At 62.1% G+C, this 16,490-nt stretch carries 13 protein-coding genes; 6 read left to right on the top strand and 7 right to left on the bottom strand.

What is annotated here, in order from left to right; translation table 11 throughout:
• Nucleotides 1-149 precede the first annotated feature (149 nt).
• The 3 genes from ACFRFQ_RS13625 to ACFRFQ_RS13615 are packed head-to-tail and all read left to right on the top strand — an operon-like array spanning nucleotide 150 to nucleotide 2,877.
• Nucleotides 150-1,487, top strand: coding sequence for a glycosyltransferase family 87 protein (locus ACFRFQ_RS13625; RefSeq protein WP_378658167.1), 1,338 nt, complete (start codon nucleotides 150-152; stop codon nucleotides 1,485-1,487).
• Nucleotides 1,484-2,068 (top strand): GNAT family N-acetyltransferase, encoded by a 585-nt coding sequence (locus ACFRFQ_RS13620; protein WP_378658163.1) that lies wholly within the window; start codon nucleotides 1,484-1,486, stop codon nucleotides 2,066-2,068. Before ACFRFQ_RS13625 ends, ACFRFQ_RS13620 begins: the two co-directional genes overlap by 4 nt.
• 47 nt (nucleotides 2,069-2,115) lie before the next feature.
• Nucleotides 2,116-2,877, top strand: coding sequence for a DUF4190 domain-containing protein (locus tag ACFRFQ_RS13615; protein ID WP_378658158.1), 762 nt, complete (start codon nucleotides 2,116-2,118; stop codon nucleotides 2,875-2,877).
• Nucleotides 2,878-2,938: 61 nt separating this feature from the next.
• On the opposite strand, the gene ACFRFQ_RS13610 is transcribed toward ACFRFQ_RS13615, so the two are convergent.
• From ACFRFQ_RS13610 to ACFRFQ_RS13600, 3 genes are all read right to left on the bottom strand, one after another.
• Entirely contained in the window at nucleotides 2,939-4,552 is a 1,614-nt protein-coding gene (locus ACFRFQ_RS13610; RefSeq protein ID WP_378658155.1) for a glycosyltransferase family 87 protein, read from the bottom strand.
• Between the two features lie 17 nt (nucleotides 4,553-4,569).
• Nucleotides 4,570-6,720, bottom strand: coding sequence for a transglycosylase domain-containing protein (locus tag ACFRFQ_RS13605; protein ID WP_378658577.1), 2,151 nt, complete (start codon nucleotides 6,718-6,720; stop codon nucleotides 4,570-4,572).
• 580 nt (nucleotides 6,721-7,300) lie between these two features.
• Nucleotides 7,301-7,741, bottom strand: coding sequence for a DUF5318 family protein (locus tag ACFRFQ_RS13600; RefSeq protein ID WP_138871068.1), 441 nt, complete (start codon nucleotides 7,739-7,741; stop codon nucleotides 7,301-7,303).
• A gap of 305 nt (nucleotides 7,742-8,046) precedes the next feature.
• On the opposite strand from ACFRFQ_RS13600, the gene ACFRFQ_RS13595 reads away from it, so the two are divergent.
• Together ACFRFQ_RS13595 and ACFRFQ_RS13590 are read left to right on the top strand one after the other, a co-directional pair.
• Nucleotides 8,047-8,610, top strand: a complete 564-nt coding sequence (locus ACFRFQ_RS13595) for a PadR family transcriptional regulator (RefSeq protein ID WP_138871069.1) — start codon at nucleotides 8,047-8,049, stop codon at nucleotides 8,608-8,610.
• On the top strand, nucleotides 8,603-9,706 hold the full coding sequence (locus ACFRFQ_RS13590; RefSeq protein WP_378658151.1) for an inositol-3-phosphate synthase: 1,104 nt from the start codon (nucleotides 8,603-8,605) through the stop codon (nucleotides 9,704-9,706). The genes ACFRFQ_RS13595 and ACFRFQ_RS13590 overlap by 8 nt, the downstream gene beginning before the upstream one ends.
• A gap of 67 nt (nucleotides 9,707-9,773) precedes the next feature.
• Here the strand turns inward: ACFRFQ_RS13590 and ACFRFQ_RS13585 are convergent, their stop codons facing one another.
• The 3 genes from ACFRFQ_RS13585 to ACFRFQ_RS13575 form a co-directional block, all read right to left on the bottom strand.
• Nucleotides 9,774-11,390: an ABC transporter substrate-binding protein gene (locus ACFRFQ_RS13585; protein ID WP_378658149.1), complete on the bottom strand. Its 1,617-nt coding sequence runs from the start codon at nucleotides 11,388-11,390 to the stop codon at nucleotides 9,774-9,776.
• 46 nt (nucleotides 11,391-11,436) lie between these two features.
• Complete coding sequence (locus ACFRFQ_RS13580; protein ID WP_378658146.1) at nucleotides 11,437-12,279, bottom strand: TauD/TfdA dioxygenase family protein; 843 nt, start codon at nucleotides 12,277-12,279, stop codon at nucleotides 11,437-11,439.
• Between the two features lie 159 nt (nucleotides 12,280-12,438).
• Complete coding sequence (locus ACFRFQ_RS13575) at nucleotides 12,439-13,071, bottom strand: TetR/AcrR family transcriptional regulator (RefSeq protein ID WP_138873825.1); 633 nt, start codon at nucleotides 13,069-13,071, stop codon at nucleotides 12,439-12,441.
• Nucleotides 13,072-13,274: 203 nt separating this feature from the next.
• On the opposite strand from ACFRFQ_RS13575, the gene ACFRFQ_RS13570 reads away from it, so the two are divergent.
• Nucleotides 13,275-14,291: an isopenicillin N synthase family dioxygenase gene (locus ACFRFQ_RS13570; protein ID WP_378658142.1), complete on the top strand. Its 1,017-nt coding sequence runs from the start codon at nucleotides 13,275-13,277 to the stop codon at nucleotides 14,289-14,291.
• Between the two features lie 35 nt (nucleotides 14,292-14,326).
• Here the strand turns inward: ACFRFQ_RS13570 and ACFRFQ_RS13565 are convergent, their stop codons facing one another.
• Entirely contained in the window at nucleotides 14,327-16,447 is a 2,121-nt protein-coding gene (locus ACFRFQ_RS13565; RefSeq protein WP_378658139.1) for an FAD-dependent oxidoreductase, read from the bottom strand.
• Nucleotides 16,448-16,490 lie beyond the last annotated feature (43 nt).

The following is a 16,490-nucleotide window of genomic DNA, read 5'->3' as shown; positions in this document are numbered from 1 at the left end:
GCAGGAGGGTCGTTGCGTCAGCAACCCTCGTAGGTTACACGAGGTGCCCCTGACCAGCGAAATCGCGTCGTCGATCACAGGAAACGCCCTGAACCTACCCGGACGCCTCACCGAACCGCGTTTCGGCACCAGACCATAGGGTGGGACTCATGCGAACGGACCGAAAAACCTCGGCGTCGATCCTGACGCTTGTCGTCGGTCTCTGCGGGCTGGCCATGACCCTGGGCTACTTCAACAAGGCACGATGCGCCGGCGCGCCCTTCGCGCCGGACGGCCGTAGCCTCGTCTTCGACGTCGACAAGAACCTCCGTGTCTGTTATTCCGACATCCAGCTTCTGTGGCTCGGACGCGGCATCGACCAACACCTCTTTCCCTTTGTCACCGGCGGCATAACCCCGGAAGGCACCCTCTACGGCGGAACCGTCGAGTATCCGGTGCTCAGCGGAATCCTGATGTGGCTGGGCGGAATCGGATCCCACAACGATGCCGAGTTCCTGCTGCATTCCGCGTTGATCCTGGCCCCGTTCGGGTTGCTGACGGCATGGATGCTTGGCCGGATGAGCGGCGCGTACGCGTTGATCTGGTCGGCCACCCCGCCTCTGGTGCTGTACGCGTTCCACAACTGGGAACTGCCCGTCGTCGCAACCAGCGTCGTCGCGATCTTCGTGATGACGTTCGAGCGCATACCTTTTCGGACGCGGGCGATACTGGCGTCGATCATCCTGGCCATCGGCTTCTGCCTGAAGTTGTATCCGGGGATCTTTGTACTTCCGCTCATCGCGTATGTCCTCACGCGTGGCCGAGACGGTAAGAAGTACGACGTCCGCGGCGCGCTGATGACGGCCGGCGCTGCGGTGGCGACCGTAATTCTCGTGAACCTGCCGTTTGCCCTCATCTCGTACGACGGCTGGCGTGCGTCCTTCAGTTTCCAGGAGAAGCGCAGCGCCGACATCACCACCAACTCGCTGTGGTTCTGGGGTCTGCGACCGCTCTACGGCTTCGGTGTCCGCGACACCAACGCGGACTACGACGCATTGGTGAGCATCCTGTCCCCGCTGATGATCCTGTTGTCGTTCGGGTTGGCGATGTATGTGGGTTGGCGACGCTTCGTGCGCGAGGGCTACTTCCCGTGGATCGCGGTGAGCGCGGCAATGTTGTGTGGATTCATCTTGCTGCACAAGGTGAATTCGCCGCAGTACACACTGTGGCTGCTGCCGTTCCTGGTTCTGTTCCAGATCCGTTGGTTCTGGATCGTCGCATATCTCGTGGCGGATGCGGCACTGGGAATCGGCATCTTCCGCTACTTCTACCAACTCGACATGAACCTCGATCCGAGCAAGTACGAAACCGTCGTACAGGCCAGTGTGTGGGGTCATGTGGTGTTGCTGATCGTGTTCTTCTTCCTGTTCCTGCGGGTACCGCTGCGCTATCCGCTCGCGGGGACGGCCGTCGAGAAAACCCCACCGATACCGGAGCTCACCAGATGACCGAAAACTGGTTCCGATCACCGATATTGACCGGCACGCATGTCCGGCTCGAACCATTGGTCCGTGAGCACGCCGACGCACTGATCGCCGCGTCGGACGATCCGAGCATCTTCCGCTGGACGGCCGCGCCGATCACCACTCACGCAGAGGCTCTCGCGTACATCGAGGCGGCCGAGTCGAATCCGGATCGGGTTGCGTTCGCCCAGATCGACACGGTCACCGGCGCCGTGGTGGGTAGCACGTCTCTGTATCAAATCGCCCCGACGTACCGGAGTCTCGCGATCGGGTACACGTGGTTGTCGAAGTCCGCTCAGGGAACTCGAATCAATCCGGAGGCAAAACTGCTCCTGCTGCGGCGGGCTTTCGACGATCTCGGTGCCGTCCGCGTCGAATGGCACACGGACGAGTTCAACGAACAATCCCGAGCCGCGATCGCCAAACTGGGCGCGCAATACGAAGGCCTGCTCCGTAAGCACCGCCAGCGCGCAGACGGCAGTTGGCGCACAACCGCCCTCTTTGCCATGACGGACGAGGATTGGCCGGCAATCGAACCGCAGTTGGAGCGACGCGTCGGCAGCTAACCAACCGCCTGCGCGGTTTGCCTGACTTCGTACCGCAAAATCAGTGCATGAGCGAACCGGGCCCGTACGGATATCAGCAGCAGTACCCGCAACAGAACTGGCAGCAACCGCGGCCGACCAACGTCTTGGCGGTCCTGGCGCTGGTATTCGCGTTTCTCTTTGCTCCGCTGGGAATTGTGTTCGGCCACATCGCGCGCAGTCAGATCAAACGGACCGGCGAGCAGGGCGACGGGTTGGCCCTGGCCGGCCTGATCCTCGGATACATCTTCACGGCGATCGGCATACTCTTCTTGATCGCGTGGATCGCCTTCTGGGGACTGTTCGCGACCGCGGTCAGCGAAGCTGCCGACGACGTCCGCTCCAACACGTACAGCTACACGACACCGCAGTCGTACGCGGCGACCCCAGCGCCTCGCATCACTACGACTACCAGGGCTCCGCAGACAACCACGGCGCCCCGCGTGACCACAACGGTGTCCGGCCCACTTCCCACCGTCGCCGGGACGGACCGGCAAGGATTCATCTCGAGCGGACCCCGCTGCAATGCGTCCAACCCGGCCGTTGCTGTTGCGATCACCACCGCTTCACGAATCGTCGTGTGCGAAACCGGTGTCGGCCGCTACTACTACAAGGGCGAGAGGCTGAGCGACGGAGCGGCAATCGAGATCGACGATCCGATTCGCACCCGAGAAGGCTTTGCCGCCCGCAACGGCGATGTCACATACCAACTCAGCCCAAGTGGATTGGTGATCCTGGACGGTGGAAGCGAACTGGGCAGCGAACCGGCCCTCGAGGTGTGGTTGAACTGAGCAGCTTCCAGGCCTCCCACAGATCTCGGTACGGCACCCGGGGGGAGGCATGAATGGTGACTCAGACGAGCGAAGGTTCCGGCTCCCGGACCGCTTTCGGGCGCAGCCACCGCGGGAACCACGACGGCTGCTTGTCCGGTGCCTGATCGAGAACGCCACCGGCCGGGTCGTCGATGAACCCGTACCGAACCAGGTCTTCGTCGGGGCGGTAGATCTGGCGAAGAATCACTGCGCACAACACCAAGACCGCAATGTCGCGCAGCACAACAGTTCCCGTGAACCACTGCTCCGGTAGCCCCTTGTTCGAGACCCCGAGGTAGTACATCATCCGCGGAACCCATACGAGTGCGTCGATGGTCATCCAGGCGAGAAGCAGCCGGCGATGCGGCAGAGCAAGAACCGCGAGCGGCACCAACCACAGCGAATACTGCGGACTCCACACCTTGTTGGTCAGCAGGAACCCCGCGACAAGCAGGAAACACAATTGCGCGACGCGGGGGCGTCGTTGCGCCGTCAAAGCGACGTACCCGATCCCGACACAGACCACGGCAAACAGAATGAACGACACGGCATTGAGATTCGACGGCGATTCACCCTGCGCCAGGGGACCGTCGAGACCTGTCCACGACGTGAACGACGCGATCACGTTGTAGATCGAGTCCGGATCGGCGCCGCGTTCGGAGTTGAGCCGGAAGAACTCGTACCAACCGTGCGGGTAGAGCGCCGCGATCGGGAGGTTCACCGCAAGCCACGCCGCGACCGCGCTGAGTGTGGTTACCAACCACTCACGTGTCTTGTCCGCTCGAAGGCACAGAACCAACAGCGGCCCGAGCAACAACAACGGATACAACTTCGCGGCCCCGCCCAACCCCAACAAGATGCCGGCGAGGACCGGTCGCTTGCGCGCCCACGCCAACAAACCGCCCATGGCAAACGCCGTCGCCAACGGATCGAAGTTAGTGAACACATGCACGATCACGAGGGGCGAGCACGCGACCAACGCGCCGTCCCACACTCGTCGGCCGGCTAAGAGCGTCGTCGCCCACACTGTCACCAACCATGCCAACGCCAAGCCGAATGCAACTACGTTGAAGTACAGGGCAACTTGAATTGCGCCCGGCAGCCACGTGATCGAATCCCACGCCTTTGCCACCTTCATGGAGCCGTACTGATAGAGCCCCGACAGAACGGGATACTCCATGTACCGCGTCTGCACGGAACCGTCGGAGCGGGTTTCCTCCCACGACTTCTTGTACGGGAACGCACCCTGATCGAGGCGCTCCGCACCGTACAACGGCACCGTGTCCGAATAACACAGCGCGACGTACTGGCGGGAACCTCCCCAATCCAGACCCAACTGGCCCTGCTCACCGAACGGCGCCTGTTGAATACATGCAGCCTTGGTCGACCACCCCAGCGCCAGAAACACGACAGCCAACAGCAAGATGACGCGCATCGGGGTGAAGAAACGGGTCCGGCCGATCAGCGCATGCCGACCGACCGGACCACCTACCGTGCCTGACAACGCAGACACCATTACATCGTTACGACTGGGAACGTCGCGCCAATCCGCCGACCGCGTGTCCTCCGCCAACGGGGCAGGAGACTCGTACACCCGAGACTCCGCATCGTCTGTCACAGAAGTCGCATCGGCATCATCTACATTGGCGGCCACTCCGCGAGGCTACCGCCTTAGCGGCCGGGGCTGACACCCGCCGGAGCCTCTTCCGTCGTGGTGACGGCCCCCGGTTCCTCGGTTTCCGTGGTCGGCCTCGAGATTCCGGGAATCGGAATCGTGATGCCCGGCAGGATCTCCACGTCCGTCGTGGTCACCACAACCGGCGGTGCCGTAGTCGTGGTGGACTCCGGCGTAGTGGTCGGCGGTGCCGTCGTCTTCGGAGCAGCGGGAGCCGTGTACTCGGGAACACCACCGGCCTGGCCGTTGATCTTGCCCGGCTTCGGGAACGTCTCGTTGTCCGTACCCTCCAGCGCTCCGTCCATCGTGTCCTTCCAGATATCGGAAGGTAGCCCGGAACCGTAGATCAATCCGCCGTTCGAGTTGGTGATGGCCTGAGCGTCCGCGGTACCGACCCACACAGCAGTCGACAGCGACGGCGTGTAACCGACCATCCAGGCGTCCTTGTTCTGACCGGTGTCACCGAGCTGAGCGGTACCCGTCTTCGATGCAGACAGACGCCCACCGGCCAGGTTGTGCCCACGCGAGTACGCCGCGATGGGCTGCATAGCCGCAGTCACGTTGTCCGCAACAGCCGGATCGATCCGCTGCTCACCGGACGGAGTACCGCGGTCCAGGAGAACCGTTCCATCCGCGGCAACAACCTTTTCCACGAAGTGCGGAGCGTGGAACGTGCCGGACGCCGCGAGGGTTGCGTACGCCGACGCCATATCCAGCACACGAGACTGGTACTGACCCAACACGATTCCGTTGTTCGGGCCGGAACCGTCGGACTCGGTCAGTGACGGGCCGACACCCGGAATCGTCTCCGGGATACCTGCCTTGTGCGCGATATCCGCAATTTCCTGCGGTCCGTTGCCGTCGAGGCTGAGCATCTGACGGTAGAAGCTGGTGTTCAGCGAACGCTTGAGAGCTTCTGCGATGGTGCAGGTTCCACAGCTTTCACCTTCGACGTTGCCGATCGAGATGCCGTTGATCGTCAGCGGCGAACTGTCGTACATCTGCGAGAGCGGAATTCCCTGGTCGAGGGCTGCTGCCAGACCGAACACCTTGAACGAGGAACCGGTCTGCAAACCGGCATTTGCGTAGTCGAAGCCGATTCCGTCGTCGCCGCCGTAGTACGCCCGGACACCTCCGGTACGTGGATCGACGGAGACAACGGCTGTCCGTAGCTCCTCGTTCTCGCCCTCCATGTTGGTGCGCACGGCGTCCACCGCCGCGGCCTGAGCCTGCGGATCGATAGTCGTAGTGATCTGCAGGCCTTCGGTATTGAGTGACTGCTCACTGATCCCGGCATCCGAGATCTCCCGGAGCACCTGGTTCTTGATCAGACCCTCGGGCCCCGTCGTACCCTGACTTCCGTTCTCTACCTGAGAAAGTGGAATGTAACCCGGATAGGTCATGGGCGCGCGGGCGGCTTGTTCCAACGTTCCAGCCGACACCATGCCGTCGAGCACATAGTTCCAACGCGATTCCGCGCCAGTCGGATTGGTCTCCGGATCGAGAAGCGACGGCAACTGGATCGATGACGCCAACACGGCGCCTTCCTCGACGGTCAGCTGGTCGACGGGCTTACCGAAGTACGCCTTGGACGCAGCTTCGATGCCGTACGCACCGCGACCGAAGTAAATCGTGTTCAGGTACGCGGCAAGAATGTCGTCCTTGGACCACTCGTTTGCCATCTTCGACGAGATGACAAGTTCCTTCATCTTTCGCGTCAACGAACGCTCGGAACCGACAACCGCCGTCTTCACGTACTGCTGAGTGATCGTCGATCCACCACCCGCGCTGTCACGGCCGAGAACGTTGTCACGAGCGGCGCGCGCAAAACCGGAGATCGAGAATCCGGGGTTCGTGTAGAAATCCCGGTCCTCGGCAGCAAGTACTGCGTTACGCACATGCACCGGAATCTGATCGAGAGCCACCTCGGTGCGGTTACCTTCTTCCGGCGGAACAACGGTACTGAGCACCGTGCTTCCGTCCGACGCGTAAATCGTCGCAACCTGATTGGTCGGGAGGTCGCCGGGCTTGGGGACGTCCTGCACGATGTATGCCGCCATGAAGGCAAGCACCGGCAGCACCAGGCCGAGCGCCACCAACACGTACGCCGAGCGGCGAACTGTGCGCCACTTCGACTTCTTCTTCACTGCTTTCTGTCCCTTCGGGGGCTCGCCACCATTGCCGTCGCCACCACCGGGGCCGCCGGTCGGCGGCTTCGTCGGCGGGGGGCCGGCGGGTGGACGGGAACCGGCATCAGCGCGAGGCAGTCCTGCAGCAGCTGCGACGCGCTGCGTGGGTTCGGCTCCGGGTGCTGGTCGATTCTGGGGTGCACCTTGCTGCGGGCGTCCCTGCTGGGGACTTGCGGGGCGACCCTGCGGCGGGGGACCCATCGGTCGTTCCTGCTGGGGACCTCGAGGAGGCGGACCAATGGGGCGGCCTTGCGGCGGGGGACCCATCGGTCGACCCTGCTGCGGGCCTTGCGGCGGGCGGCCCTGCGGGGGCGGACCCATGGGGCGGCCTTGCGGCGGGGGACCCATCGGCCGGCCCTGCTGCGGGCCTTGCGGCGGACGGCCTTGCGGAGGGCGCCCCTGCGGCGGACCGCTCGGACCACCTGGTCCCGAGGGACGGTTGCCGGGGGTGTTGTCGGGGGAACTCACGAAATCAAATCTCCAGTGGTCATGGACCGATCACATGGGACTTCGATCGGGCCCTTTTTCGGGTGTTGCGTTACTCGCTGGCGGTGCGCCGGCTCGCAGACTGAGTTCGCCTGCTCGGTGGACGTGCTCGCCGCGGTCGCGGCGGCGCAGGCACTGCGCCGAGCACATAGGACTGCACCAAGTGGTTCCAGCTGCAGGAACGGCACACTTCTACAACGTGCACCGTGAACTCCTCTGCTGTCTCCGCAAGCCGAGCGAGCTCGTCCGTCGTCCGGGCTGATCCCGAAACCTGGCCGAGCTTCTCGCCGAACACCCAGGACACGAGCGTCAACTGTTCCTTACGGCAGATGGGGCAGAGAACATCACTGCCCCGGCCGTGGAACTTCGCGGCTCTGAGTAGGTAGGGATCGGCGTCGCATACCTGCTTGACGCCAGTCCTACCCGCGGACACTTCGGCCAGCACAGACCGACGCGCGAGCGCGTAGTCCACAACTTGCCGCTGTATCCGCACCTGACCAGAGTACGTGCGTCGGGGAAACAGGGGACTGTTCGGGAGGGTCACGGTGGACACATTTTTGCTCATCACCTTGGGGCTACCAGCAGAAATAAGTTGCGGCTGAGAGTTTCTACACGCTGGTGGCGTTGCGGCGATCCGTATCGCGACTGGCAGGAACGGTCGAAAATCGTCCCATTTTGTACGGATCTAGCCGTGACAGTTCGATACATCTAACGTCCCCGAGTGTGGTTTTATATATCGGCGCGATATAGTTGGGTATCGCATCAAGCGGTTAGATCCACAGACTCGGGAGGTGTCAGTTGCTCGAACTCGCAATTCTCGGGCTACTCCTCGAGTCACCGATGCACGGATACGAGCTGCGTAAGCGGCTCACCGGTCTGCTCGGCGCATTCCGTGCGTTCTCGTACGGATCGCTGTACCCGGCACTTCGGCGCATGCAGGCCGACGGCTTGATCTCGGAAGACATCGACAACACCACCGGCGCACTCAAGCGCCGGGCCCGTCGCGTCTACCAGCTCACCCCGGAAGGCCGGCAACGGTTCACTGAATTGGTCGCCGACACGGGACCGCAGAACTACACCGACGACGGCTTCGGCGTTCACCTCGCCTTCTTCAGCCGCACCCCCGCAGAAGCGCGGATGCGGATCCTCGAAGGCAGACGACGCCAAGTCGAAGAGCGCCGCGAAGGCCTTCGCGACGCCGTCGGCCGGGCCAGCGGATCGCTGGACCGATATACCCGCCAGCTCCACCAGCTCGGACTCGAGTCGAGTGAACGCGAAGTGCGTTGGCTCAACGAATTGATCGCAGCCGAGCAATCGATACCAGGAACATCCAAGAAAGAAGGAGAGCCCGACCATGGGTGAGAACAGCACCGCGGTGCGCGTAGCAATTGTGGGCGTGGGCAACTGTGCCTCGTCCCTGGTTCAGGGCGTCCACTACTACAAGGATGCAGACGAGACCGGCACCGTTCCCGGCCTCATGCACGTCAAGTTCGGCCGGTACCACGTCCGCGACGTGCAGTTCGTCGCCGCTTTCGACGTCGACGCCAAGAAGGTCGGCTTCGACCTCTCCGAGGCGATCCTCGCCAGCGAGAACAACACCATCAAGATCGCTGACGTCCCGCCGCTCGACATCCCCGTCCAGCGCGGCCCGACACTCGACGGCATCGGCAAGTACTACGCCGAGACCATCGAACTGTCCGACGCCGAGCCCGTCGACGTAGTCCAGGCACTCAAGGACGCCAAGGTCGACGTCCTCGTGTCCTACCTACCCGTCGGCTCCGAAGCTGCTGACAAGTTCTACGCACAGTGCTGCATCGACGCAGGCGTCGCCTTCGTCAACGCACTCCCCGTCTTCATCGCCTCCGACCCGGAGTGGGCTGCCAAGTTCAAGGACGCCGGCGTCCCGATCGTCGGTGACGACATCAAGAGCCAGGTCGGTGCCACCATCACCCACCGCGTGATGGCGAAGCTGTTCGAAGACCGTGGCGTCGTGCTCGACCGCACGTACCAGCTCAACGTCGGCGGCAACATGGACTTCAAGAACATGCTCGAGCGCGATCGCCTGGAGTCCAAGAAGGTTTCCAAGACTCAGGCCGTCACGTCGAACCTCACCGGCTCCCTCGCCGGCAAGGTCCACGACCGCAACGTCCACATCGGTCCCTCGGACTACGTGGAGTGGCTCGACGACCGCAAGTGGGCATACGTTCGCCTCGAAGGCCGCGCCTTCGGTGACGCTCCCCTCAACCTGGAGTACAAGCTCGAGGTTTGGGATTCGCCCAACTCCGCCGGCATCATCATCGACGCCGTGCGCGCAGCCAAGATCGCCAAGGATCGCGGCATCGGTGGACCGGTTTACCCGGCTTCCGCTTACCTGATGAAGTCCCCGCCGGTCCAGATGGCTGACGACAAGGCTCGCACCGAGCTCGAAGCCTTCATCATCGGAGCCGACGAGGCGTAGCTCGACGCCGGGCCGATCTTGCTGTGCGCCTTTGTTAACCGCCCGCGGTTAACAAAGGCGCACAGCGCTATTTGATCCAGGCCTCATCCAGCAGAATGATGCTGTCCAGGCTCGGCATCAGTCCGTAGACGTTCTCGCTCCACGGCACGTAGTTGGCACCAGCACCCCAGACCATGATCGGCACCTGCTCGTTGAACAACGTCTGCAGATCAGCCAAGGCTGCCTTCTTGTCCTCAGCCGTAACAGCGGCCTGAACAGCGTCCAGGGTGGCATCCATCTCCGGGTTCGCAACTCCGACGGTGTTATTCGCAGACGTGCTGTAGAGCGCGGAGTACAGACGCAGGAACGGCGCGGCATCGAGTAGCCCGTTGCCGCCGAGCGCCAAATCGTAGCTGTGATCCGCGTAGAGTCGCTTGACCATATCCGCGGTGCTCGCCGCATATTCGACGTTCACCGTGAACCCGACCGACTGCAGCATTGCCTGTACCGCCAGCGCAGCAGCCTGGCCGTTGGGATCCGACGTGCCGACGTAGGTGATGTTCCCGTCGTAGCCGTCCTTCTTGGCATCGTCGAGCAACTCTCGAGCCCTCGCAGGATCCAGCCCCGAAGGTTCGATATCGTTGTGCCACATGGACCACGGCTGAAATATCTCCCCACCGGGCATGCCTTTGCCGCCACGAGCACGTTGATCGAGGACATCCGGATCGATCGCCAGGTTCATGGCCTGCCGAACTCGAAGGTCCGCACCCGGGTGCCCTGGACGATTGTTGATCTGGCCGACCATCGAGAGGCTGATGAATTCGGCGTAGCCCGGGAATTCACCCTTCGCGGCTTCGACGGTCTCGGCGTTGCGGAGGTAGGCCATCTGAACACCGCCCGTGGCGAGTGAATCGATTTTCGCCTGTTCGCCCTGAATCGCGACAAACTTCACCTGGTCCAATTTCGCTGCGCCGCCCCAGTAGTCAGCCCTGGCGGCGAGAACCAGTTCATCCGGGGCCGAGAACCGCTCCACTGTGAATGCACCGGCCCCGACAGGTGTGAATGTCTCTGCTGCATAGGAACTCGGCGCAACGATAACGCCGTGCCCGAAGCTCAACATAGCCGGGAACTCTGCCCACGGGCGGTTCAGCGTAAAGACGACATTCGACGGACCATCTGCCACGGTGCTCTTGACACTTGACGTCCAGACTTCGTTATTGGCGCCGCGTTTATCGTTGTAGCGGTTGATACTTGCCACTACAGCCGCACTGTCCAGCGGAGCACCGTCACTGAATGTGACGTTCTCCCGTAGGGTCAGCGTCCACGTGAGATTGTCGGAGTCTTCAGTGAGACTCTTCGCGAGTTGTGGATCATAGCTTTCCGTTTCGGCGTTGTACCGGATTAGCAAGTCGTAGATCGCCGCCAGTTCGGTTCCACCGGTCGCGCCGGTCACCTGAGTCTTGGCCGGATCCAGGCTCGTTACGGGGGCGTACGACGCGTAAGTCAGTGTTCCGCCCGCGACCGGGGCACCCCCATCACCTTGATTGCCGAGAATTCCAGCCCCGACTCTCGCCGCGGATTCCTGTGTACCACTGGCATTTTCCACTTCCTGACTTGTTCCCTCAGCACAACCGGCCAGCAACATTCCGCTCACGAATGTGGCTATCACCAACTTTCCGAACCGCACACGCTTTGTTCGAGTCATATCTTCTTCCCTCACGGTGTACTTGCAGAAGTATCGGACGGCGGAATTACATGGGGGCTGGTCGGCCTGCACCGACCGTGCACCGGCGAACCTTCCGAACCAGGCCGGCATGGTCGCTCAGAGCGCGGTGATTGGTGCACCGCTCGTCCCACAACGCAATGTCGTTATTTCTCCAACGCCAACGCAATTGGAGGCTGGGTTCTTCGAGACCACGACGGAGAAGGTCCAGAATGGTCTCGCTTTCGCGGGGAGTCATGCCAACAAGATTCCGTACATTCGATCCGCACATGAACAAGGCTGGGCGCCCCGTTTCCGGGTGCTTGCGAACGAGAGGGTGGTAGACGCCGGAGAAGTCCGAAGCAACCTTGTCCCACACTTCCTGCCCGAACTTCTCGATGGTGATCTGTTCCATCAACTCACCTGGATGGACGTACTGTTCCAACTCGAGAACAAGACGCTTCATGGGCTCCGACAGGTTCTCGTATACCTGATACAGGTTGAGCCACATGGTATCTCCGCCCGCATCGGGAGTATGACGCATTGAGAGTACGCCAAAATCAGGAGGTGTCTCGAGGATTGCGACGTCGGTGTGCCAGAGATCTGCCTTGGGCGAGCTGTTCGGGCCGTCCTCGATGAATTCCATCGGTCGATCGAGTCCGCGCGCACGAGTGGTCGGGTACACGTTCGGAATGCCGAAGTTCGACGCAAATGCCAGATGTTGCTCGTCGGTCAGATCCTGGTCGCGGAAGAACACGACCAGGTGTTCGCGGATTGCGTTCGAAATATCCTCGAATTGCTGTCCCGAGAGCGGCTGAGCCAAGTCGATACCACTGATCACGGCACCCAAACTCCGGGTAACGGGCGCAACCGAAATCGTTTCGTATTCCATAGCGATCTCCTCAAAGATGGATCTGCCAAAGGCAGAGACGACAAATCAGACCGGCGCACTCGAATAGGTACGCCGAAGAGACCGATGCCTCCATGGTGGAGACACCGACAATGTTGCAAAAAGGAAGATTCGACAGTTCGCGAATCTCGGCTGTCGGAGTTAGATACCTGGACTGTGCGGTGCAGTCAGCGCAGCTACGGACATCTCGATCAGATGTGTCACCATGTCATCGAAAGAAGCGGCTCCGCCGAGCAAACCTTCTTCCTGACGCTGTTCGTATGCCGCAAAAGCAGAAACGATCATGTTCATCGTCAGATCCACTCGAGCAGCTGCTGCTTCCTCCGAGAGGTGCACCAACGCACGACGAAGCCTCACGATAACTTCACGACTCACATCACTGATATCCGCAAAATCGCGGCTCGTAAAGTCGACCCGTGGTGTCATGCGCGCCGAGAATCTTGCGTAATGCGAACCCTCCGTGGCACTCCGGAGATAATCCGCAAGGGGTAGTACCGACACTTCGATCAGTGAACGAATATCGTCACCGCGACCTTCGCGGTCGACAATTTCCATGTAGGCACTGCGTACCTCGTTCAGTTTCGCCAGACGGCGGCGAAAAACCGCAAGGAACAATCCGTCCCGGCCACCGAAGTAGTACTGCACGGCGGACGCATTCTTTTGTCCGGATTCGATCACGATTTCACGCAGAGAAACCTCGTCCACACCGCGTTCGGCGAACATCCGATCTGCTACATCGGTGATCACGTCTCGCGCCGGACTCGACTTACTCATGTAATGGACCATATGATGCAGTACATTAAAAGTCAACGAATTCGGAAACATTTCAGTCGGCTCGAGGCACGGAAACCGTTATCCGCAGGGCGTTTCCGCAGCCGCGCGATTGATCAGGCCTGCGGATGCGGAATCGGCGCGCGGCCAGGGCCGGGGCTGCGTGGAATGATGGACGTCAGAACCTCACACGGATCGAGGACCTGATGTCGCTTACGTCGTTGCCAGTACTCAATCTGTCGCTGGCGCAGAACCCCGATACCGCCGAGCAGTTCCGGACTCAACTCCGCGATGCGACCCATGACATGGGCTTCTTCTACCTCGTCGGCCACGGAATTCCCGACGCTCTGCAACGACGCCTGCTGGAAGTCGCTCGGGAGTTCTTCGCTCTCCCGTTGGCGGAGAAGTTGGCGATCGAGAACCTGCGCAGCCCGCACTTTCGCGGGTACACACGGCTGGGCGGTGAGCTCACCGAAGGTAAGCAGGACTGGCGCGAGCAGATCGATATCGGTGCCGAGCAACCTGCCACCGTTCGCACTGCCACCTCGCCTGACTGGGAGATTCTGCAAGGCCCCAATCAATGGCCTGATACTCTTCCCGAACTACGCGAAGTCATCACCGAGTGGAATGACGAACTCACCGGCGTCGCGTTGCGATTGCTCCGGGAGTGGGCGGTAGCTCTGGGGCAGGATCCACATATTTTCGACGCCGCGTTTGCGGAGGATCCGTCGATCCTGATCAAAGTAGTCCGCTATCCGGGTCGGCCGAGGGATGCCGGAACTCAAGGAGTTGGCGGCCACAAGGACGCCGGCGTACTGACCCTGCTGTATGTCGAGCCAGGCAAGGCCGGCTTGCAAGTGGAGCACGACGGCAACTGGATCGATGCGCCGCCACTTGAAGGTGCGCTGGTGGTAAATATCGGTGAACTGCTCGAGGTGGCAACGGGCGGATATCTGAAAGCCACAGTGCACCGGGTTATTTCACCGGAAGGTAGCGGCGATCGGATCTCCGTGCCGTTCTTCTTCAACCCGAACTACGCCACTCAGGTCCCGGAGTTCGACCTCCCACCGGAATTGGCGAAGCACGCCACCGGCGTCACCGTCGACGCGAACAACCCGATCCACGATTCCTACGGCGCCAATGCGCTCAAGAGTCGGTTGCGTGCGCATCCCGACGTGGCGGAGCGGTGGTGGCCGGATATCGTTGCTGTGCGCCTTTGTTAACCGCCCGCGGTTAACAAAGGCGCACAGCAAAGAGCTCAGATATCCATCGCCACTTTCCACGCGGTGTGCATGGCGCCCTCGATGTAGTCGACCGCGGAGGCGTCACCGACAACACGTACGTCGGACGCCACACCGGCCAATGCGTCGGCCAGCGGCGCCTGAGCCGACACACCCGACGCAACGACAACCATGTCGGCCGGCGCGGTCAGTGTCTTGTCACCGGCGCGGAACTCGACGTGCTCCTTGGTGATTCGCTGCACTACCGCATTGCGATGGATCTTCACACCCGCTTCCTTGGCATGACGCACAGCCGTCCAACGACGCGGCATCGCCATCGGGATACCCAACTGCTGGCCTTCCTCGACCAGCGTCACGTTGCGACCACGCTCGGCCAGGAACTCCGCAAGTTCGAGTCCGACCAGCGATCCACCGATAACCACGACGTCCTTGCCCATGGGCAGGAACTTACGAGTGACCGCACGAATCGCGGCTGGGCTCTTGGTGATTCCGGAAAGCTTGCCCAGCTTGGCCATCGTGCGCAGGAACGGCGGAACCTGCGACGTGTCACCGGCACCGGTCATCAAGGCGCGCAAGGTATCACCGGTGTGCACGTGGGGCAGATCCCCACCGGGTACCGACGGGCGGTCACGAACAGCGCCGGTGGCCACGACAACCACGTCGGCGCCGAGAGCCTTGATCGAAGCGACTGTGGCCTCGGTGTTCAGCCGGATGTCGACGCCCAGGCGCGAGGTTTCCACCTTGAGCCAGTCCAGCAGACGGCCGTTGTCCGGGGTCGTGAGGCTCGAGAACCAGAGTGTGCCGCCGAGCCGATCCGCCTTGTCCACCACAGTGACTCGATGCCCACGTTCACTGGCGACTCGCGCCGTCTCGAGGCCGCCGGGGCCCGCACCGACAACAACCACGTGCTTCGGGGTGGCGGTGCGCACGAACGGAATGAGCGCCTCGTTGCCGAGCGCCGGGTTGACGGCGCACAGCGGCGTCTCGTCCCAGAAGTTCTCCTGCACGCAGACGTAGCAATTGATGCACGGCCGAACCCGCTCGGGCGCACCGGCCTTGAGCTTGTTCACCAACTGCGGGTCTGCCAGAAGCTGACGGCCCATTGCCGCGAAGTCCGTGCGTCCTTCCGCGATCATCTTCTCGCCGACCTCGGGGAGCATACGTCCGACGGTGATCACGGGGATCGATATCGCCTGCTTGATTCGCGTTGCATTGTCGGTGTAGTAGCCGACCTTGTCGGGCAGGGGACCGTCGGTGAAGTTGGCAAAAGCATTCAGTGCGGTACCGGTGACGTGGATGGCGTCAGCGCCGGCCGCCTCGAACATCTTCGCGGCCGCAACTGCCTCGTCGACGGTCAGCCCGTCGGTTTCGCCGTACTCTTGACCGGCCAGACGCACGATGACGGCAAGTGAACCGGCGACCTCTTCCTTGACTGCGCGAATGACTTCACAAGCCAGACGAGCCCGATTCTCCATGGAACCCCCGTACTCGTCGGTGCGCTGATTCGTGTACCGACTCAGGAACCCGCCGAGGACGTAGTTGTGGGCACAGTGAATCTCGACGGCGTCGCCGCCCGCGGCCTTCACCCGTCCGGCAGCCTCGGCGAACATGCGGACCAGCCAGTCGAGATCTTCCTGGGTGGCCTCGTGGTAGGTCGCCCTCTTGCCCTCGTTGATGGCAGCCATCTTGCCCAGCTCTTCGGGTGTGCAATCGGCCATCGCACTCATGTCACCCGGCGGCTTCGGCGTAGACGGGACCAGCTGCGGTCGGCCGTCGAGGGTGTCGATCCGCGCCACCTTGCCGTGGTGCGTCATCTGCACACACAGCTTGCTACCGGCGTCGTGCACCGCATCGGCCAACGCCTTGAGTCCGGGGATGAACCGGTCTTCCGAGAGCCCCGGTTCCTTGCGGCTGGTGCAGCCCATCGGATACGCAACAGCGCAGCAACCGGTGATGATCAGCCCGGTTCCGCCGGCCGCACGCGCCACGAAATGGTCGATGTCGCCCGACTCGATTTCGCCGTCTTCGCAGAGGTTCATGTCCATGGCGGGCAGAACGACGCGATTGGGCACGGTGATGGGACCAATGGTCCCGGACGCGAGCAGGTGCGGGAAGGTCTGGTTGCGGGTCACGAGCACACGCTAGAACCGTGAACAGCACCTCGGGGCGCCGCTCCCGATC

Origin of the sequence: Rhodococcus sp. NPDC056743 (assembly GCF_042790355.1) — a bacterium.
Lineage (GTDB): Bacteria > Actinomycetota > Actinomycetes > Mycobacteriales > Mycobacteriaceae > Rhodococcus_F.
Note: the sequence above shows the minus strand (reverse complement) of the source record. Positions and strands in the feature narration are given on the sequence as shown.